General features: G+C 71.6%; 20 protein-coding genes and 1 riboswitch. Of the genes, 10 read left to right on the forward strand and 10 right to left on the reverse strand.

Translation table 11 applies throughout. The features are described from left to right. Positions 1–56: 56 nt before the first annotated feature. From SACAZDRAFT_RS10685 to SACAZDRAFT_RS10695, 3 genes are all read right to left on the reverse strand, one after another. Entirely contained in the window at positions 57–263 is a 207-nt protein-coding gene (locus tag SACAZDRAFT_RS10685; protein ID WP_005441480.1) for a cold-shock protein, read from the reverse strand. Between the two features lie 178 nt (positions 264–441). Beyond that, positions 442–1,035 carry an AIM24 family protein gene (locus tag SACAZDRAFT_RS10690; protein ID WP_005441482.1) on the reverse strand — a complete coding sequence of 198 codons (594 nt, stop codon included), beginning with the start codon at positions 1,033–1,035 and terminating at the stop codon, positions 442–444. A 5-nt stretch (positions 1,036–1,040) separates the two neighbouring features. Continuing rightward, positions 1,041–1,718 carry a TIGR00266 family protein gene (locus SACAZDRAFT_RS10695; RefSeq protein ID WP_005441484.1) on the reverse strand — a complete coding sequence of 226 codons (678 nt, stop codon included), beginning with the start codon at positions 1,716–1,718 and terminating at the stop codon, positions 1,041–1,043. Positions 1,719–1,793: 75 nt separating this feature from the next. On the opposite strand from SACAZDRAFT_RS10695, the gene moeA reads away from it, so the two are divergent. From moeA to SACAZDRAFT_RS10720, 5 genes are all read left to right on the forward strand, one after another. Further along, positions 1,794–3,002: a molybdopterin molybdotransferase MoeA gene (moeA, locus tag SACAZDRAFT_RS10700; protein ID WP_005441486.1), complete on the forward strand. Its 1,209-nt coding sequence runs from the start codon at positions 1,794–1,796 to the stop codon at positions 3,000–3,002. A 192-nt stretch (positions 3,003–3,194) separates the two neighbouring features. Next, positions 3,195–3,458: a GlsB/YeaQ/YmgE family stress response membrane protein gene (locus SACAZDRAFT_RS10705; RefSeq protein ID WP_005441487.1), complete on the forward strand. Its 264-nt coding sequence runs from the start codon at positions 3,195–3,197 to the stop codon at positions 3,456–3,458. Between the two features lie 176 nt (positions 3,459–3,634). Then, positions 3,635–4,318 (forward strand): phosphatidylserine decarboxylase, encoded by a 684-nt coding sequence (locus SACAZDRAFT_RS10710; protein ID WP_005441489.1) that lies wholly within the window; start codon positions 3,635–3,637, stop codon positions 4,316–4,318. A 19-nt stretch (positions 4,319–4,337) separates the two neighbouring features. Beyond that, complete coding sequence (gene pssA, locus SACAZDRAFT_RS10715) at positions 4,338–5,324, forward strand: CDP-diacylglycerol--serine O-phosphatidyltransferase (RefSeq protein WP_005441491.1); 987 nt, start codon at positions 4,338–4,340, stop codon at positions 5,322–5,324. Positions 5,325–5,371: 47 nt separating this feature from the next. Next, on the forward strand, positions 5,372–7,675 hold the full coding sequence (locus SACAZDRAFT_RS10720; RefSeq protein WP_005441493.1) for an AAA family ATPase: 2,304 nt from the start codon (positions 5,372–5,374) through the stop codon (positions 7,673–7,675). A gap of 13 nt (positions 7,676–7,688) precedes the next feature. On the opposite strand, the gene SACAZDRAFT_RS10725 is transcribed toward SACAZDRAFT_RS10720, so the two are convergent. Further along, on the reverse strand, positions 7,689–8,354 hold the full coding sequence (locus SACAZDRAFT_RS10725) for a LytR C-terminal domain-containing protein (protein ID WP_005441495.1): 666 nt from the start codon (positions 8,352–8,354) through the stop codon (positions 7,689–7,691). Then, positions 8,351–8,674, reverse strand: a complete 324-nt coding sequence (locus SACAZDRAFT_RS10730; RefSeq protein ID WP_005441496.1) for a DUF3263 domain-containing protein — start codon at positions 8,672–8,674, stop codon at positions 8,351–8,353. The genes SACAZDRAFT_RS10725 and SACAZDRAFT_RS10730 overlap by 4 nt, the downstream gene beginning before the upstream one ends. A gap of 126 nt (positions 8,675–8,800) precedes the next feature. On the opposite strand from SACAZDRAFT_RS10730, the gene SACAZDRAFT_RS10735 reads away from it, so the two are divergent. Further along, positions 8,801–9,358 carry a peptide deformylase gene (locus tag SACAZDRAFT_RS10735; RefSeq protein ID WP_005441497.1) on the forward strand — a complete coding sequence of 186 codons (558 nt, stop codon included), beginning with the start codon at positions 8,801–8,803 and terminating at the stop codon, positions 9,356–9,358. Positions 9,359–9,367: 9 nt separating this feature from the next. Here the strand turns inward: SACAZDRAFT_RS10735 and SACAZDRAFT_RS10740 are convergent, their stop codons facing one another. Next, positions 9,368–9,799: a hypothetical protein gene (locus SACAZDRAFT_RS10740; protein ID WP_232286257.1), complete on the reverse strand. Its 432-nt coding sequence runs from the start codon at positions 9,797–9,799 to the stop codon at positions 9,368–9,370. Between the two features lie 295 nt (positions 9,800–10,094). Between SACAZDRAFT_RS10740 and SACAZDRAFT_RS10745 the strand changes: the two genes are divergently transcribed. The 4 genes from SACAZDRAFT_RS10745 to thiD (SACAZDRAFT_RS10760) all read left to right on the forward strand — a co-directional run bounded on the left by SACAZDRAFT_RS10745 (position 10,095) and on the right by thiD (SACAZDRAFT_RS10760) (position 14,520). Beyond that, on the forward strand, positions 10,095–10,952 hold the full coding sequence (locus tag SACAZDRAFT_RS10745; protein WP_050983508.1) for a S1C family serine protease: 858 nt from the start codon (positions 10,095–10,097) through the stop codon (positions 10,950–10,952). A 158-nt stretch (positions 10,953–11,110) separates the two neighbouring features. Beyond that, on the forward strand, positions 11,111–12,751 hold the full coding sequence (gene thiC, locus SACAZDRAFT_RS10750) for a phosphomethylpyrimidine synthase ThiC (RefSeq protein WP_005441500.1): 1,641 nt from the start codon (positions 11,111–11,113) through the stop codon (positions 12,749–12,751). Continuing rightward, positions 12,748–13,596, forward strand: a complete 849-nt coding sequence (thiD, locus tag SACAZDRAFT_RS10755; protein ID WP_005441501.1) for a bifunctional hydroxymethylpyrimidine kinase/phosphomethylpyrimidine kinase — start codon at positions 12,748–12,750, stop codon at positions 13,594–13,596. The genes thiC and thiD (SACAZDRAFT_RS10755) overlap by 4 nt, the downstream gene beginning before the upstream one ends. Positions 13,597–13,686: 90 nt before the next feature. Beyond that, positions 13,687–14,520 carry a bifunctional hydroxymethylpyrimidine kinase/phosphomethylpyrimidine kinase gene (gene thiD, locus SACAZDRAFT_RS10760; RefSeq protein ID WP_040927736.1) on the forward strand — a complete coding sequence of 278 codons (834 nt, stop codon included), beginning with the start codon at positions 13,687–13,689 and terminating at the stop codon, positions 14,518–14,520. Positions 14,521–14,527: 7 nt separating this feature from the next. On the opposite strand, the gene SACAZDRAFT_RS10765 is transcribed toward thiD (SACAZDRAFT_RS10760), so the two are convergent. The 4 genes from SACAZDRAFT_RS10765 to thiO form a co-directional block, all read right to left on the reverse strand. Then, positions 14,528–14,998, reverse strand: coding sequence for a MarR family winged helix-turn-helix transcriptional regulator (locus SACAZDRAFT_RS10765; RefSeq protein ID WP_005441505.1), 471 nt, complete (start codon positions 14,996–14,998; stop codon positions 14,528–14,530). A 78-nt stretch (positions 14,999–15,076) separates the two neighbouring features. After that, positions 15,077–15,874 carry a thiazole synthase gene (gene thiG, locus SACAZDRAFT_RS10770; RefSeq protein WP_005441507.1) on the reverse strand — a complete coding sequence of 266 codons (798 nt, stop codon included), beginning with the start codon at positions 15,872–15,874 and terminating at the stop codon, positions 15,077–15,079. A 1-nt stretch (position 15,875) separates the two neighbouring features. Continuing rightward, positions 15,876–16,076, reverse strand: coding sequence for a sulfur carrier protein ThiS (gene thiS / locus SACAZDRAFT_RS10775; RefSeq protein WP_005441509.1), 201 nt, complete (start codon positions 16,074–16,076; stop codon positions 15,876–15,878). Further along, positions 16,054–17,187: a glycine oxidase ThiO gene (gene thiO / locus SACAZDRAFT_RS10780; RefSeq protein WP_005441510.1), complete on the reverse strand. Its 1,134-nt coding sequence runs from the start codon at positions 17,185–17,187 to the stop codon at positions 16,054–16,056. Before thiO ends, thiS begins: the two co-directional genes overlap by 23 nt. Beyond that, a riboswitch (TPP riboswitch) is annotated at positions 17,180–17,283 on the reverse strand. Its footprint overlaps the gene before it by 8 nt. Positions 17,284–17,311 lie beyond the last annotated feature (28 nt).

The raw sequence follows: 17,311 nt of genomic DNA on the forward strand, positions 1-17,311 counted from the left end.
CCCCGGCGCCCGTGGCCGCGTCGGCGGAACCACTCGCTCCGGAGCCGAACGGCAGGCTACGAGACCTTACGGACGTCCGCGGCCTGGCTGCGGCCGTCCCGCCCGGCCGTGATCTCGAACTCCACCCGGTCGCCCTCGTCGAGGGTCCGGAAACCCTCCGCCTGGATGGCGGAGTAGTGTACGAACACATCGGGTCCCTCCGGGGACTCGATGAACCCGTAGCCCTTTTCCGCGTTGAACCACTTGACCGTGCCGACAGCCACGGCGTCCTCCTCGTGCCAAATCAAACGCGGACAGTCGGTGCCTGCCGCGCTCCAAGCGACGATCACGCTACCCGAAGAATGCGCTGGAGCAATGGGCAATTCGCGGTAAATACTCGCTGTGCACGGCGTCGTTACGTGGCCGTGGCGGCTGCTCGACGACCCCTGTCGGACGAGCGACTCACCCGCTCGGTCTGGTCTGCACCAACACCGTGCCCGGCCCGGCGACGTCGAGTGCCAGCCCCTCGCCGGTCTTGATCGACTGTGGTTCCGCCGGATCGAGCGCCCGCAACCTCACCTGCACGGTGTCGGGATAGGCCAGCACGAACAACGGGTTGACGGTCACCACCTCGCCCGCCTTCAGCGTCAGGGCGTCCACCGGGCCACGGGACGCGAACACGAGCGGCCCCGTCCCGCTGTAGTGCTTGAGGAAACCGGAGTCGCCGCCGAAAAGGGTCTGGTGCGCGGGCCACGGGTGGTCGTGCCGGACGGTGGCCGGTCTGGACAGCACCGCGTTCGCGGCCACCGACCAGCCCAGCTGACCGCTCAGCTCCAGCGGGTACACGTCGCCCGGGTGCCGCGGGGCGAGGTCCATCCACCCACCCTGGGCGGGCGCCGTGAAGATCGCCGGGCCGCGCCCCTTGCCCTTGCGCGACCGCACCACCCCGAAACTGTGGGCCAGCACGGTGTCGGGGTGGGCCTCCACGGCCTCCCCTGCGGAGAGCACCACACGCGCCACCCCGAAGGCGGGTGTGTGCCGAGTGTTGACGCGCATCGGGCCTACCGGGAGGGCATCCGGGCGATCAACCAGGCCGCGAGCGCGTCCGGGTTGCGGGTCTGCGTGAGGACCTGACCCGGCCCCGCGAAGTCGAACACGAAACCCTCGCCGCTCTTCAGCGACTGGATGACGCCCTGCGAGACCTTGCGCAGCTGCGACTGCACCGTGTCGGCGTAGGCCACCACGTGTCCGGAGTCGATCGTCACGTACTCGCCCGGCTGCAGGTTGACGACGTCGATGGCGCCGTAGCAGGACACCACCAGCTGGCCCTGCCCCTGCGCGTGCGTGAGGAAGCCGCCCTCGCCGCCGAACAGGTTCGAGAACCCGCCCCACTTCGTCTCCAGCTGGATGCCGTGCGAGTTCGCGAGCCACGACCCGCGCGTGACGCACCAGCCCTGGCGGCCGTCCATCTCGATCACCCGGACGTCGCCCGGCAGTCCGGCGGCGACGTCGACCCAACCGCCGTTGGGCGGAGCCGTGTAGGTCGACACGAACAGCGACTCGCCACCCAGAAAGGCCCGCCCGAGGCCCTTCATGACACCGCCCTGCGTGCTCGCCTGCATGTGCATCCCGTAGCTGGTCGCGAGCATCGCGCCGGCCTCCACCTGGGCCGGCTCGTGCGGCGCGAGCAACAGCCTCGCGACGGCGAACGACGGCTGGTGGCGAATCTGTACCTGCACTGCGGCCTCCCCTGTCCGTGCAACCTGCGCGCGGAGAAGTTTGGCACGAGGCCCCACGGCGGCGAGGATGGTCCGGTGATCTCTGTCGAAGAACACAAGGCGAGGGTCCGCGACGTGGTCGGCACGCGGCCGGTGCTCAGGCGCGCGCTGGCCGACTGCACGGGCCTGGTGCTCGCCGAGGACATCACCGCGGGTGTGTCCCTGCCGCCGTTCGACAACTCCGCGATGGACGGTTACGCCGTGCGCGCGGTCGACGTCGCGGACGCCCGCGAGGGCTCCCCGGTGGAGCTTCCCGTCGCCGCCGACATCCCGGCTGGGCGCACCGACGTGCCCGCGCTGGAACCGGGGACGGCACACCGGATCATGACCGGCGCGCCGATGCCCGACGGCGCCGACAGCGTCGTCATGGTGGAACGCACCGACGGCGGCGTGGAGCGGGTGGCGATCTCCAGTGCCGTCTCCGAGGGCCTGCACGTGCGCCGCGCGGGCGAGGACGTCACGCCGGGCACCGTCGTGCTCCGCGCCGGGACCGTGCTGGGGCCCGCGCACCTCGGACTCGCCGCCGCCGTGGGCGTCGACCGGTTGCCGGTCTTCGAACCGCCCCGCGTGCTCGTGGTGTCCACCGGCACCGAGCTCGTGCACCCGCCCGCGCCCCTGCGGCACGGGCAGATCTACGAGTCCAACAGCGTGATGCTCGTGGCCGGGCTGAGGGACCTGGGCTGCCACGTCGAGACCGTGCGCAGTGTCGCCGACGACGTCGCCCACTTCCGAGCCGCCGTGGAGCCGAAGCTGGCGGAGGTCGACCTCGTCGTGACCTCCGGCGGGGTCAGCGCGGGGGCGTACGAGGTCGTGAAGGACTCGCTCACCGACGCCGGTGTCACGTTCGGCAAGGTGGCCATGCAACCCGGCGGGCCGCAGGGGTGCGGGCGGTGGCACGGCGTGCCGGTCGTGACCCTGCCCGGCAACCCCGTGAGCGTGCTGGTGTCGTTCGAGGTCTTCGTGCGCCCGGCACTGCGGGCCGCGCTCGGGTACCCGGACGTGGAGCGGCCGCGGGTGAGGGCGCGCCTCACCGAGTCGATGACACCTCCGAAGGGCAAGCGGCAGTACCGCCGCGGCTACTACACCCCCGGCGCCGAGGGCGCGGGCAACGGCGTGGTCGCCCCCAAGGGCGGCCCCGGGTCGCACCTGCTCGCCTCGTTCGCCCAGGCGAACTGCCTCATCGTCCTCGACGAGGAGACCACCGAGGTGCCGGAGGGCTCGCTCGTCGACGTCCTCCTCCTCTGACCCCGTGTCCGCGCCCCACGCACGCGTGTCCGCAGTCTGTGCACGCGTGTTCGCATTCCCGGGACGGCCGGGCGTACGGGAAGTGCGAACATGCGTCGCCAGCTCGCGGACACGGCGCGGGGCGTCTCGCTTATCACACCGTGCACACGCGCTCGCGGTCCGTGACGAGTGGCTGTTCTAGGCTCGCGAGGCATGGGCTTCTTCTCGTGGATCATCTTCGGCGCACTCGCGGGACTGGCCGCCGACCTGATCGTCGGGAGGGGACGCCGCCGCCATCGGGGCTGCGTGCTGAACGTGCTGGTGGGCGTGGTCGGCGCGACGCTCGGCGGGTTCCTCTACCGACTCGCCACGGGAGAGCGGAAGTCGTTCGAGTTCGATTTCCCGAGCTTCGGCGTGGCCGTACTCGGTGCCGTGGTGCTGCTCGCCGTGCTGCGCGTCCTGGAACGGAAACGATGAGGTCCACGCAGGACACGCACGCGCCGACCTCGTCCGTGCCACCCCTCGTAACGTTTTGCGCACACTTGGTGACGACGTCGCGGCGGCGTCCTACCATCGACGGTCCGCGGCCGGGTGGCGTACGACGTCGGGGGGCGGACGGCACCCGGCCCGTCCACTACGGGAAAATCGATGTCATGAGCGCCAACTCGCTCGGCCATGCCGCGCGTCTCGTCCGTGAAACCCTTCCCCCCATGCACCCCGCGGGCCGCCCGTTCGTCGCGGGCGGAGCCGCGGCGACCCTGCTGCTGCGGAAACTGTCGCCGCGACTCGGCCTGCTGGCCGGCCTCGGCACTCTCGCGACGGCGGCCTTCTTCCGGGAGCCCCGCCGAGTCCCGCCGCTGCGCGACGACCTCGTGCTCTCGGCGGCCGACGGCCTGGTGTCGTTGATCGAGGAGGCGACCCCTCCGCCCGAGCTGGGCCTGCCCGACGAGCCGCTGACCCGCGTCAGCGTGTTCCTGTCCGTCTTCGACGTTCACGTCCAGCGAACACCCGTGCGCGGTACCGTCGAAAGAGTGGCCTATCGCCCCGGCAAGTTCCTCTCCGCCGATCTCGACAAGGCCAGCGAGGACAACGAGCGCAACTCGATGCTGTTGCGGATGGACGACGGGCGCCGGCTCGTGGTGACGCAGATCGCCGGGCTTGTGGCGCGGCGTATCGTCTGCGAGGTCGGTGAGGGCGATCACGTCGAGGCCGGCTCGACCTACGGGTTGATCCGGTTCGGCTCGCGGGTGGACACCTACCTGCCGCCCGGAAGCCGGGTGCTGGTCCGCAAGGGCCAGCGCACGATCGGCGGCGAGACCCCTCTCGCCGCGTTATGACGTTGTGAAGGACTGATACATGTCCCGGACCACACCTGGTGTCCGGCTCCTGCCGAACGCGATCACCGTGCTGGCGCTGTGCGCGGGTTTGTCCGCCGTCCAGTTCGCTCTGAGCGGCCAGTACGGTCTCGCGATCGGCGCCATCGGCCTCGCCGCCGTGCTGGACAGCCTGGACGGTCGGATCGCCCGCCTGCTCGACGCGACCTCGAAGATGGGGGCGGAGCTCGACTCCCTTTCGGACGCCATCTCGTTCGGTGTGGCTCCGGCGTTGGTGTTGTACGTGTGGCTCCCCGAGCCGGGCAAGTTCGGTTGGGTGGCCGCGCTCATCTTCGCCGTGTGCATGGTGCTGCGTCTGGCGCGGTTCAACACGCTGCTGGACGACGACGAACAACCGCCGTACGCGAGTGAGTTCTTCGTGGGTGTCCCCGCCCCGGCCGGTGGGCTCCTGGCTCTGCTGCCGATGATGGCGACGATCGAGTTCGGTCAGGGCTGGTGGTCGAGCGAGGTCCTGGTCTGGGTGTGGACCGTGGCCATCTCGGCCCTGTGCATCAGCCGGATCCCCACGCTGTCGTTGAAGAAGTTGAAGGTCCCGGCCAGGGCCGTGGCGCCGCTGCTGGTCGTCGTGGGGCTCGCCGCGGCGGCCACGATCCAGTACCCGGTGGTCGTCCTGATGAGCGTGCTGCTGCTCTACCTGGCGCACGTGCCCTACGCGGCGCGGCGTTACCAGTGGCTCGCCAAGCACCCGGAGGCCTGGGACGTGCCGGCGAAGGAGCGCAGGGCGATCCGCCGGAACCGCACGCAGCGCCGGCTCGGGCTGCGCAAGCCGCAGTTCCACAAGGTCGCCGGTGCGGCTCGTCGTGCGGTGAAGCGGCCCCGGGCCTCGACGGCGCACGTGCCGCGGGTGTACCCGCCGGAGCCGCTCGGATCTCCCCGGAGCCGTGGCGACGAACGGGGTCCGCGCCGCCGCAACTGGCGCCGGATCGGACTGCGGCAGGGCCGGGACTGACGCCCGGCGGCCGCGAGAGTGATCGTCGGCGTGTCTAGAGTGGTCGCGTGACGTCACCACGGCTTTCGCTGACCGTCCGCCACACGACCTCCGCTCTGGATTCGCGACGGGGAGTCGTGCGCCTGCACCCGGAGGTGTTCGACGCGCTCGGGCTGCGGGCGTGGGACGCCGTGAAACTCACGGGGGCCCGCGTCAGCGCGGCGCTGGCCGCGAGCGCCCCGAGCGCGCCTCCGGGAGTGGTTCTGGCCGACGACGTCACCATGGCGAACCTCGGTCTACGGGAGGGCGCCGAGGTCGTTGTCGAGCCCTGCGAGGTGCGCGCGGCCCGCAGCGTGGCCGTGGCGGGTTCGCGGTTGGCGAGGATGTCGCTCACCCCGCACATGCTGCGGCAGGCGTTGCTGGGCAAGGTCTTCACCGTGGGCGACGCCGTGTCGCTGCTGCCCCAGGACCTGGCTCCGCCTCCCGGCTCCGACGTCTCCGCCGCGCGCGGCGCGTTGTCCCGCGCGATCGGTGCCACGTGGACGACCGAGCTGCTCACCATCACGGCCAGTGACCCGGCGGGGCCCGTGGCCGTGGGTCAGTCGACCGTCGTCGCGTGGCGAGGCGAGGGCGACGCGACCGCCGTCGCCTCGCCCTCGGCATCCGAGCCGTTCGCGTCCGCCGCGCAGGCCACGGTGCCGATCGACGTGCCGATCGATGTCGAACCGGTGACCGTGGACGAACTGGATGACACGGATGACACCGACGACACGGCTCAGGCCACGAGGGACACGGACGACACCGCTCCCCCGCCGATCTCGGACCTCGCGGGTGCGGAGTCGGCGGCCGGCAAGCTGGCCGAGTGGCTGGACCTGGCCTTCCACCGTCCCGACCTGCTCGACAAGCTCGGCACATCGCCGCGTCTCGGCGTCCTGCTCTCGGGTCCCGAAGGCGTCGGCAAGGCGACGTTGGTCCGTTCCGTCGCCCGTGCCGAGAACGCGCACGTGGTCACCGTGGAGATGCCCACCCTCGCGGTGCTGGAGCCGGACGCGGCGGTGGCTCGGCTGGCGGAGGCGGTCTCGACGGCGTCGCGCCACGCGCCGAGCATCCTGCTGCTCTCCGACATCGACGCGTTGTTGCCCGGATCGCAGCCACCGCCGGTCGCCACCGTGGTGCTCGACCGGCTCCGGGAGGCGCTGGCCCACGCCGAGGTCGCCGTGGTCGCCACCACCGCGCATCCCGAGTCGGTGGATCCGCGTCTGCGGGCCGTCGACCTGCTCGATCGCGAACTGCGCCTCGGCATGCCCGATGCCCGCACCCGGACGGAGCTGCTGCGCGTGCTGCTGCGGCAGACCCCGTTGGAGCCGGGCATCGACCTCGGTGCCGTCGCCGAACGCACTCCGGGTTTCGTGGCCGCCGACCTGGTCGCGCTGCGCCGCGACGCCGCTCTTCGCGCCGCGCTGCGGCACACCGACGACGAACCCGAACCCCGCGTACGGCAGCAGGATCTGCTGGACGCCGTCGAGTCGGTCCGGCCGATCTCCATGTCCACCACCGACACCCTCGCCACGGGCGGTCTCACGCTCGACGACGTCGGCGACATGGCCGAGGTCAAGCAGTCGCTGACCGAGACGGTGCTGTGGCCGCTGCGGTATCCGGACTCGTTCGCACGGCTCGGGGTGGCCCCGCCGCGCGGGGTGCTGATCTACGGCCCTCCCGGCAACGGCAAGACGTTCCTCGTGCGGGCGCTCGCGGGCACGGGCGCGTTGAACGTGTTCTCGGTGAAGGGCGCCGAGCTGATGGACAAGTGGGTGGGCGAGTCCGAGCGCGCCGTGCGGGAGCTGTTCCGCCGCGCCGCCGAGGCCGCCCCCTCGCTGATCTTCCTGGACGAGGTAGACGCGCTCGCGCCGCGACGCGGCCAGTCGAGCGACTCCGGTGCCTCCGACCGGGTCGTCGCCGCACTCCTGACCGAACTGGACGGTGTGGAACCGCTGCGGGACGTCGTCGTGGTCGGTGCCACGAACCGCCCCGAGTTGGTGGACCCGGCGCTGTTGCGCCCGGGCAGACTGGAGCGACTCGTCTACGTGCCGCCGCCGGACGTCCAGGCACGCGCGGCGATCCTGAGGGCGACCGCGCGCAACACACCGCTGGCGCCGGACGTGGATCTCGACGAGCTGGCCACCGGACTCGACGGGTACTCGGCCGCCGACTGCGCCGCGTTGATCCGGGAGGCCGCGCTGACGGCGATGCGGGAGTCGCTGGAGGCCACGGAAGTGACCGCGCGGCACCTGGCGACGGCTCGCGAGGCCGTGCGGCCGTCACTCGACCCCGCTCAACTCGCCGAGCTGGAGGCCTACGCGCGCTCGCGCTGACCCGCGCGCGACCTCACTTGGAGGTGTCGGGCCCGGCGTAGTCCTGCGTGACGATCATGATGAGGCCGGGGCTGGAGTCGGCGATGCCGTCGAACCGGGGCTCGACACGCATGCCGAACGTCTCGGCGAGCGAGTGCGCCACGGCTTCCTCGTCCGTGCCCGGGCGGAAGTAGATCGTGCTGGCGGGGATGACTCCGGCGGAGTAGTTGCCGGTCTCGACGACGTCCCAGCCGAGCGCGTTCAAATCCTCGCTCGCCCGCGAGGCGAGTCCCTTGATGGTGCTGTTGTTGTAGACGCGGACCGGCACGGTGTCGTCGGACACGGGCTTGTCCTGCCCGCCCCCGTCACCGGCTTCGCCGGCTTCGCCGGAGTCGCCGGAGTCGCCGGAGTCGCCGGAATCGCCGGGACCACTGCCGTCGCCCGAGTCCGCGCCCTCGTCGTCGGTCGCACCACCGTCGGTGTCACCGTCACCGGGCGCCTCGGGCTTCTCCGACTTCTCGTCTCCGTCGCCCTTCTTCTCGCCGCGCGTGGGATCGGAAGGTGCGGTGGCGGCGGTGTCCTCGGGGTCACCGCCCGAGACGAGCGTGACCCCGCCGACCGCGGCCGCGACGACGGCGACCGCGAGCAACCCCAAACCCATGGCCCGGAGAGGCCTCGACACCCCGTCGAAGATGCTCATGGCAGATCAATCCCCAACCGGCGTGCCGCGCGGGTGCGTGCCCGAGTGGCCCGCACCTTCCGGAGCCGCTTCACCAGCATCGGATCCGCGCGCACGGCTTCCTGCTTGTCGATGAGCTCGTTCAGGATCTGGTAGTAGCGCGTGGGTGAGACGCCGAACCGATCGCGGATCGCCTGTTCCTTGGCACCCGCGTACTTCCACCACTGGCGCTCGAACGCGAGGACGTCCAGTTCGCGCTCGGTGAGGCCGGCCTCGGACTCCGCCGGCGCGCCCTGCGAGGACGCTCGGCCATCCGGGGCCGTCGACTCCGCGGCGTCCATCTGGCTCCTCGTCTGCTCGGGTGAAGCACCTGATCCCTTGGGTTGCCATTAGATCACGAACGACCGTCAGCGACGGGGAGCACGCCCGGCGCGTCAGGGTCTCGCCCGCCGCTAAGATGACGAGGCGTGACCATCCACGCCATTTGCATCGCAGGCGACCCCGTTCTGCACCAGCCCACCCGCGAGGTCTCCGAGTTCGACCAGGAGCTGGCCACGCTCGTCGACGACATGTTCGAGACCATGTACGCGGCCGAGGGTGTCGGGCTCGCGGCCAACCAGATCGGCGTGGACCTGCGGGTTTTCGTGTACGACTGCCCGGACGACGAGGGTGTCCGGCACAAGGGCGTCGTCGTGAACCCGACGCTCACCACGTCCGAGATCCCCGAGACGATGCCCGACCCCGACGACGACTGGGAGGGCTGCCTGTCGGTGCCCGGCGAGTCGTTCCCCACGGGCCGCGCGTCGTGGGCGAAGGTCACGGGCTTCGACGTCGAGGGCAATCCCGTCGAGGTGGAGGGCACCGGCTTCTTCGCGCGGTGCCTGCAGCACGAGACGGACCATCTCGACGGCTACCTCTACCTCGACCGGCTGGTGGGCAGGCACGCGCGCGCCGCGAAGAAGATGCTCAAGGCCAACAAGTGGGGTGTGCCGGGCTTGAGCTGGCTGCCGGGCGCCGAGGACTGACCTCGCGCGTCAGCTCGACAGGAACGGGCCGATCGAGCCGAGCAGGTAGACCTCCAGGTCGTCGCCCGAGAGGCCGGTGTCGTCGACGATCGCGCGGGTCAGCAGGAGGACGGCGTCGAGCAGGGTGTCGAAGCGCGACGACTCCGGCGGCGGCTTGCCGCGCAGTCCCGCGTGAAGCCGACGGGCCGCGGCGGGCACGTCGACGTCGCGCAGGTACGCGTACCGGCGCTGGAGGTCCCGCAGGGCGGCGGTCAGCTCGTCGAGCGACTCGCGACCGGTGAACTTCCGCCCGGCCACGTTGACGAAGAGGTCGGTGAGCACGCCGGCGAACGGCTCGACCCCGAGGGTGCCCGTGATGTCGTCGACGACGTCGCGGATCGCTCGCCGCTGCACGAACAGGGCTCGGAGGATCCGCTGGGCGTCCTCGATCGACGAGCTCATCCGCGACCCCCTCGGCGGCGACGAGAAGCGAACGGTATCCCGGGTGGGCGCGTCGGAGACGGCGCGGCGGGCGAAGTTCACCGGAATGCCTCCTCGCGAACCTTCAGCCGACGGCGAACGGAGGCCGTCCGCGACCTGCCCGGGCGCACAATGGCCCGTGACGGGTCCTGACGACACCCTCCGGCCGGAGGAGGCGAGCGTGTCCGACACCGACGGCTTCCACGACATCCACGACACCGAAGGCGCTCGGGCGCTCGACGCCTACTCGCGCGTGGTGAGCACGGTGGCGCGCTCGATGACCCCGCACGTGGCGAGCGTGCGGCTCGCGCGCGGCGGTGGTTCGGCGGTGGTGTACGCCGACGACGGATATCTCCTCACCAACGCCCACGTGGTCGGTCGCGGGCGGCACGGCACGGCGACGTTCACCGACGGCAGCGAGGCCGACTTCGACGTGGTCGGGGCCGACCCGCTGTCGGATCTGGCCGTGCTCCGGGTGCGCGGCGACGCTCCCACGGCCGCCGGTTTCGGCGACGCGGACGACCTCGTGGTCGGCCAACTCGTCGTCGCCGTGGGCAGCCCGCTCGGGTTCTCCGGTTCGGTCACCGCGGGCGTGGTGAGCGCGCTCGGGCGCGCGATCCCGGTGCAGCAGGGAGCGGCCGCCCGCGTGATCGAGGACGTCATCCAGACCGACGCCGCGCTCAATCCGGGCAACTCCGGTGGCGCGCTCGCCGATTCCTCGGGGCGGGTCGTCGGGATCAACACCGCGGTCGCGGGCTTCGGACTCGGCCTCGCGGTGCCCGTCAACTCCACCACGCGCCGGATCATCGAGACGCTGCTCGTCGAGGGCCGGGTGCGCCGCGCGTACCTCGGTGTCGTCGGCGTTCCCGCTCCGCTGCCGGACGACGTGGCGGCGCGCACCGGGCAGTCGTCGGGACTGCGCATCGTCGAGGTGATCAGCGGAGGGCCCGCCCACCGCGCCGGGATCCGCCCGGGCGATCTCGTGCTCACGGTCGCGCGCGAAGCCGTGTCGGACGCGCAGGGCATCCAGCGCCAACTGTTCGCCGAGGTGATCGGCACCCGGCTGCCGGTGACGGTGCTGCGCAACGGCGCCATGGTCGACGTCTTCGCCACACCCACCGAGTTGGTGGGTTGAGTCCCGACCGCCCGCATGGCATGGTCGGGTGGACAACTGCAGCACCTCGCGGGAGCTCGCGCCTTGGCGGGCTGAGAGGGCGGCTGGTGTCCCTTCACGGACCCGGCGCCGCCGACCGCATGAACCTGACCGGGTAATGCCGGCGTAGGGAGTGAGTCATGACGGCAGCGGAGCATGCCGAGGTTCGACCCAGCATCACCACCGGCCCCATCACCGGGTCCCGGAAGCACTACACCGTGACGGCCTCGGGTTTCCGGGTACCGAGTCGGCGGATCGAGTTGTCGAACGGCGAGCACTTCGACGTCTACGACACCTCCGGCCCGTACACCGATCCGGACGCCACTGTGGACGTCCACAAGGGACTGCCGAGGACTCGCGAGTCCTGGCGGGAAGGCCGGGAGCACAACACCCAGCTGGGCTGGGCGAAGGCCGGGGTCGTGACCCCGGAAATGGAGTTCGTGGCGGCGCGGGAACGCGTCGACGCGGAGTTCGTCCGATCCGAGGTGGCCCGCGGGCGGGCGGTCATCCCCGCCAACCGCAACCACCCCGAGACCGAGCCGATGATCATCGGCAAGAACTTCCTCGTGAAGGTCAACGCCAACCTGGGCAACTCCGCCGTGTGGTCGTCGGTGGAGGAGGAAGTCGAGAAGATGGTGTGGGCGACCCGCTGGGGCGCCGACACGGTCATGGACCTGTCCACGGGCAAACGCATCCACGAGACGCGGGAGTGGATCCTGCGCAACTCCCCCGTGCCCGTGGGGACCGTGCCGATCTACCAGGCACTGGAGAAGGTCGGCGGAGATCCGGCGAAGCTGTCGTGGGAGGTCTACCGCGACACCGTGATCGAGCAGTGCGAGCAGGGCGTCGACTACGTGACCGTCCACGCGGGAGTGTTGCTGCGCTACGTGCCGCTGACCGCCCGGCGGGTCACGGGCATCGTGTCGCGCGGCGGCTCCATCATGGCGGCCTGGTGCCTCGCCCACCACAAGGAGTCGTTCCTCTACACGCACTTCGAGGAGTTGTGCGACATCCTGCGCGCCTACGACGTCACGTTCTCCCTCGGTGACGGCCTGAGGCCCGGCTCCATCGCGGACGCGAACGACCGGGCGCAGTTCGCCGAGCTGGAGACCCTGGGCGAACTCACCCGCATCGCCAGGGAGCGCGACGTGCAGGTGATGGTCGAGGGGCCCGGCCACGTGCCGATGCACAAGATCAAGGAGAACGTCGAGCGGGAGGAGGAGCTCTGCGGCGAGGCGCCGTTCTACACGCTCGGCCCGCTGGCCACCGACATCGCGCCCGCCTACGACCACATCACGTCCGCGATCGGTGCGGCGCAGATCGGCCGGTACGGCACCGCCATGCTCTGCTACGTCACGCCGAAGGAACACCTCGGCCTGCCGAACCGGGACGACGTGAAGACCGGCGTGATCACCTACAAGATCGCCGCACACGCGGCCGACCTCGCGAAGGGTCATCCCTACGCGCAGGACTGGGACGACGCGTTGTCGAAGGCGCGTTTCGAGTTCCGCTGGAACGACCAGTTCAACCTGTCGCTCGACCCGGACACCGCGCGCGCGTTCCACGACGAGACGCTCCCGGCGGAACCGGCCAAGACGGCGCACTTCTGTTCCATGTGCGGGCCGAAGTTCTGCTCGATGCGCATCACGCAGGACGTGCGCGCCTACGCCGAGGAGCACGGCCTCACCAGCGTGGAGGCCATCGACGCCGGGATGCGGGAGAAGGCCAAGGAGTTCACCGACCGCGGCGCCCAGGTCTACCTGCCGGTGGTGGAGCGATGACCGCGACACCGAGGACGGCGCTCACCATCGCGGGTTCGGACTCCGGTGGGGGCGCGGGGATCCAGGCGGACCTGCGGACGTTCTTCGCGTGCGGCGTGCACGGGCTGACGGCCCTCACCGCGGTCACGGTGCAGAACTCGGTGGGGGTCAGCGGCTTCACCGAGATCCCGCCCGAGGTCGTGACGGCCCAGATCGACGCGGTGGCGAACGACATGGGCGTCGACGCGGCGAAGACGGGCATGCTCGCCACCGCGGAGATCATCTCGGCGGTGGCCTCGGCGGTGGACGCGGCCGACATCGGCCGCAACCGGCGGATCCCGTTCGTGGTGGACCCGGTCGCGGCGTCCATGCACGGCGACCCGCTGCTGCGTGCGGAGGCGCTGGAGGCGATCCGGACGGAACTGCTGCCGAAGGCGACGCTGGTGGCACCCAACCTCGACGAGGTGCGCCTCCTGACGGGTATCGACGTGCGCAACGCGGAGGACAGCCGCAAGGCCGCCGAGGCGCTGCTCGACTTCGGCCCGCAGTGGGTGCTCGTCAAGGGCGGGCATCTCAGCGGCGACTCGCGTTGCGTGGACCTGCTGTTCGACGGCACGCACATCGTGACGTTCGACGGTCCTCGCTACGACACCCCGCACACCCACGGCGGTGGCGACACCCTCGCCTCCGCCATCACGGCGCATCTCGCGAAGGGGCTCGGCGTGCCCGACGCGGTGGCGGCGGGCAAGAAGTTCATCGAGCGGTGCGTGGCCGAGTCGTACGCCCTCGGTGCGGGGGTCGGACCGGTGTCGCCGTTCTGGCGGCTGCGGCCCGAGTCCGTGCAGGACCGCTCACAGGACCGCTGACGCCGTCGGAGCCGGCGAATGGCCGGTACGTCAGCGCACAACGCGCCGCCCGGCCCGAAGGCGCGTCGGCCGGTCGGTGACACTGGAGGGATGAGCGACACGCGACCCCCCTCCGCGCTGACCATCGCCGGCTCCGACTCCGGTGGCGCCGCAGGACTCGAGGCCGATCTGCGGACGTTCCTCACCTGCGGCGTGCACGGACTGGTGGCGGTCACGGCGGTCACCGTGCAGAACACGCTCGGGGTGCACGACCGCTCGGACATCCCGCCGCACATCGTCGCGGGTCAGATCGAGGCCGTCGCCGCCGACATGGGGGTCGACGCGGCCAAGACCGGGATGCTCGCCTCGGCCGGGATCATCGAGGCGGTCGCCGAGGCGTGCGAGCGCGCGGGCATCGGTGGCGCGGCGGGCATCCCGTTCGTCGTGGACCCCGTCGCCGCGTCCATGCACGGGCACCCGCTGTTCGACCACGCCGGGCTCGACGCCCTGCGGAGGTTCCTGCTCCCGATGGCGACGATCCTCACCCCGAATCTCGACGAGGTGCGCCTGCTGACCGGCATCGAGGTGACGCGCCGGTCGCAGATGCGCGACGCGGCCGTGGCGCTGCGCGAACTCGGACCGACGTACGTGCTCGTGAAGTCCGGGCACCTCACCGACGACCCCGAGTGCGTGGACCTGCTCTTCGACGGCACGGTCTTCACCGAACTCCCGGGCCCCCGCCACGACACGCCGCACACGCACGGCGCGGGCGATGCGATGGCCTCGGCCCTGACCTCGGGGCTCGCGCGCGGGATGAGCGTGCAGGACGCCGCCCGCTTCGGGAAGTGGTACGTGTCGAACGCCGTGCGCCACTCGTATCCGATGGGCGCCAAGGTGGGCCCCGTGTCGGCGTTCTGGCGGGTGGCCGAGGAGCCGGAGGACTGAGCGGCGGTCAGGCGCGCGAGCGTTCCTCGTCGCCGAGCAACGCCTCCAACGCGGGAACGGCCGCCATGAGCGCCGACCGGTGTTCGGGCGACAGGCGGTCGATGCGCGCGCTCAGCTCGTGCACGCGGGTCGCGCGCACGTCGGCCAGCAGCCGTTCACCGTCGGCGGAGAGCTCCACCAGCCAGGCCCTCCGGTCGGCCGGGTCGGACTCGCGGCGCACGTAGCCGCTGTCGACGAGGGCCGACACGATGCGCGACATCGTGGCCGCGGCGACCCCTTCCTTCGCCGCGAGGTCACCCAACCGCATCCGGCCGCAGGCGCCGAGCGTGGACATGGCCGAGATCGCCCCGTGCCCCGGCCCCGGCGCGCTCGCCTGGCGCAACGTCCGCGACAGCCGTCCGATGATGAGGAACAGTCTGCCGGGGACGTCGGACGACGACTCGGAAGACTCGGTCGACGGCTCGGTCGACTCTGTCACTGGGGAGCTCCTTCATTCGCGCCTGGCCCGTAAACGTCGAACACCTTACGGGCCCTACGCACGGCCGTGTACGGCCCTTCAGCGCGGTGGGCTCGACGCCTGTGCCCAGAACCGCTTCGGGATACGGCCGGCCTGCCGCGCGAGCCTGCCCGCGATGACGGCCGAGCGCATGGCCCGCGCCATCCGCTCCGGGTCCTGGGCCCTCGTCACCGCCGTCGACAACAGCACACCGTCGCAGCCGAGCTCCATCGCCAGAGCCGCGTCGGAGGCCGTGCCGATCCCCGCGTCGAGGATGATCGGAACCCCCGCCCTGGCCACGATCAGTTCGATGTTGTGCGGGTTGCGGATGCCGAGTCCGGTGCCGATGGGCGAGCCGAGCGGCATCACGGCGGCGCAGCCCGCTTCCTCCAACCGCAGGGCGAGCACCGGGTCGTCGTTGGTGTAGGCCAGGACGCTGAACCCGTCGGCCACCAGACGTTCGGCGGCGTCGAGGGTCTCGACGGGATCGGGCAGCAGCGTGCGGTCGTCGGCGTGGACCTCCAGCTTCACGAGGTCGGTGCCGAGGGCCTCCCGCGCCAGCTGGGCGGTGAGCACCGCTTCCGCCGCCGTGCGGCAGCCCGCCGTGTTGGGCAGCAGCTCGATGCCCAACCGGCGCAGCAGCTCCAGCACGCCGGATCCGCCCTCGGCGTCGGCGCGCCGCATGGCGACGGTCGTGAGCTGTGTCCCCGAGGCGACGAGCGCCCGCTCCAGGACGCTCAGGTTGCTCGCCCCGCCGGTGCCGATCAGCAGCCGGGAGGTGAGTTTGTGGTCGTTGACGACGAGCTGGTCGCCGTCGTCACTCGGTGTGCCCGGTGCGGGGTCGAGGTCGGACTCCATGTCAGCCTCCCTGCACTGCGGTCAGGACCTCCACCACGGCGCCGTCGCCCACCACGACGTCGGCCCAGTCGCCGCGCCGGACCACCTCGCCGTTCACCGCGACGGCGACTCCCGTGGAGTTCTCCACAGCGGTGTCCAGCACGTCGGCGACGGTGCTGCCCTCGGGCAGCTCGTGGTTCTCACCGTTGACCAACACCCGCATCAGTGCGCTCCTCACTCGTGTTCCGATCCGGTCGTGCCTGCTCCGTGCCCTCCGGTCCGGGCCGTCCCGCCAGCCACGCCAGCACGGCGTCGGCGGTCACCGGCGCGAGCAGCAGGCCGTTGCGGTGGTGGCCCGTCGCCGCGTAGACGCCGTCGGAGAGCGGCCCGAGATAGGGCACCGTGTCGTCGCTGCCCGCGCGGAGCCCGGCCGCGGTCTCGGTCAGCTCGTACTCGGTGACGGCCGGGAAGATCCGCTCGGCCGCCTCGATCAGCTCGCGGACCCCGCGTGCCCGCACCCCCGTGTCGAACCCGGCCTCGTACTGTGTCGCGCCGAGCACCAGGGAGCCGTCGTCCCGCGGCACCAGATACACCGGGCGGCCCTCGACCACCGCGCGGACGGTGTGGCGAGGCGGCGGCAACGTTCCCCGGCGCGCCCGCAGCCGCAGGATCTCGCCCTTCAGCGGGCGCACGGCCTGCGCGAGGTCGGAGTGCAGCCGACCGCTGTGGGCGCCCGCGCAGAGCACCACCGTGTCGAAGTGCCGTACCCCGGACGCCGTCGTGACGCTGTCGCCGCTGAGGCTCTCGGCGTTCTCGGCGACGAACTCCGCCCCGCACTGCCGGGCCGCGGCCAGCAGCGACTCCAGCAGTCGGCGGTTGTCCACGAACACGTCGCTCGGCACGAGCAGGCCCGACCGCACCGAACCGAGCCCGGGCTCCTCACGGCGCAACTCTCGGCCGGTGACGCGCGTGGCCTCCCGGCCGATGCCGGCGAGGTAGCGGGCGAGGACGTCGAGGTACTCCGCGTCGGCGTGGTCGAAGGCGGCGACGAGAGTGCCGTGGGCCGACAACCCGCAGTCGAACCCCTGTGCCCGGAGCTCGTCGGCGAACGCAGGCCAGCGGCGCAGTGACTCCTCCCCCAGCGCGAGCGCGGCCTCCTCACCCGGCCAGGCCTCCGCGACGGGCGCGAGCATCCCGCCCGCGACCCACGACGCGCCTCCGCGCGCGGGGCTGGGATCGAACACGGTGACGCGGTGGCCTGCGCGAGCAGCCTTCCACGCCACGGCGAGGCCGATGACGCCGGCCCCGACGACTCCGAGGTCTTGACTCACCACAGATCACGCTCCCTGCGCCGGCATGACCCGGATCAGGTTCCACGGTCGGAGCTCTCGCTCCCTCTCAGCCCCGGCGGGGCTCCCGTGCGGACGGCCCCAAGCCTACCCCGCACTCGCCGTACAC

The sequence above is a fragment of the Saccharomonospora azurea NA-128 genome, assembly GCF_000231055.2.
Taxonomy (GTDB): Bacteria; Actinomycetota; Actinomycetes; order Mycobacteriales; family Pseudonocardiaceae; genus Saccharomonospora; species Saccharomonospora azurea.

Coding starts and splice junctions, on each gene's coding strand:
- SACAZDRAFT_RS10690 (WP_005441482.1), bottom strand. CDS start 1,035: ATGCGCGTCAACACTCGGCACACACCCGCCTTCGGGGTGGCGCGTGTG.
- SACAZDRAFT_RS10705 (WP_005441487.1), top strand. CDS start 3,195: ATGGGCTTCTTCTCGTGGATCATCTTCGGCGCACTCGCGGGACTGGCC.
- SACAZDRAFT_RS10710 (WP_005441489.1), top strand. CDS start 3,635: ATGAGCGCCAACTCGCTCGGCCATGCCGCGCGTCTCGTCCGTGAAACC.
- pssA (WP_005441491.1), top strand. CDS start 4,338: ATGTCCCGGACCACACCTGGTGTCCGGCTCCTGCCGAACGCGATCACC.
- SACAZDRAFT_RS10725 (WP_005441495.1), bottom strand. CDS start 8,354: ATGAGCATCTTCGACGGGGTGTCGAGGCCTCTCCGGGCCATGGGTTTG.
- SACAZDRAFT_RS10730 (WP_005441496.1), bottom strand. CDS start 8,674: ATGGACGCCGCGGAGTCGACGGCCCCGGATGGCCGAGCGTCCTCGCAG.
- SACAZDRAFT_RS10740 (WP_232286257.1), bottom strand. CDS start 9,799: ATGAGCTCGTCGATCGAGGACGCCCAGCGGATCCTCCGAGCCCTGTTC.
- SACAZDRAFT_RS10745 (WP_050983508.1), top strand. CDS start 10,095: ATGACCCCGCACGTGGCGAGCGTGCGGCTCGCGCGCGGCGGTGGTTCG.
- thiC (WP_005441500.1), top strand. CDS start 11,111: ATGACGGCAGCGGAGCATGCCGAGGTTCGACCCAGCATCACCACCGGC.
- thiD (WP_005441501.1), top strand. CDS start 12,748: ATGACCGCGACACCGAGGACGGCGCTCACCATCGCGGGTTCGGACTCC.
- thiD (WP_040927736.1), top strand. CDS start 13,687: ATGAGCGACACGCGACCCCCCTCCGCGCTGACCATCGCCGGCTCCGAC.
- thiG (WP_005441507.1), bottom strand. CDS start 15,874: ATGGAGTCCGACCTCGACCCCGCACCGGGCACACCGAGTGACGACGGC.
- thiS (WP_005441509.1), bottom strand. CDS start 16,076: ATGCGGGTGTTGGTCAACGGTGAGAACCACGAGCTGCCCGAGGGCAGC.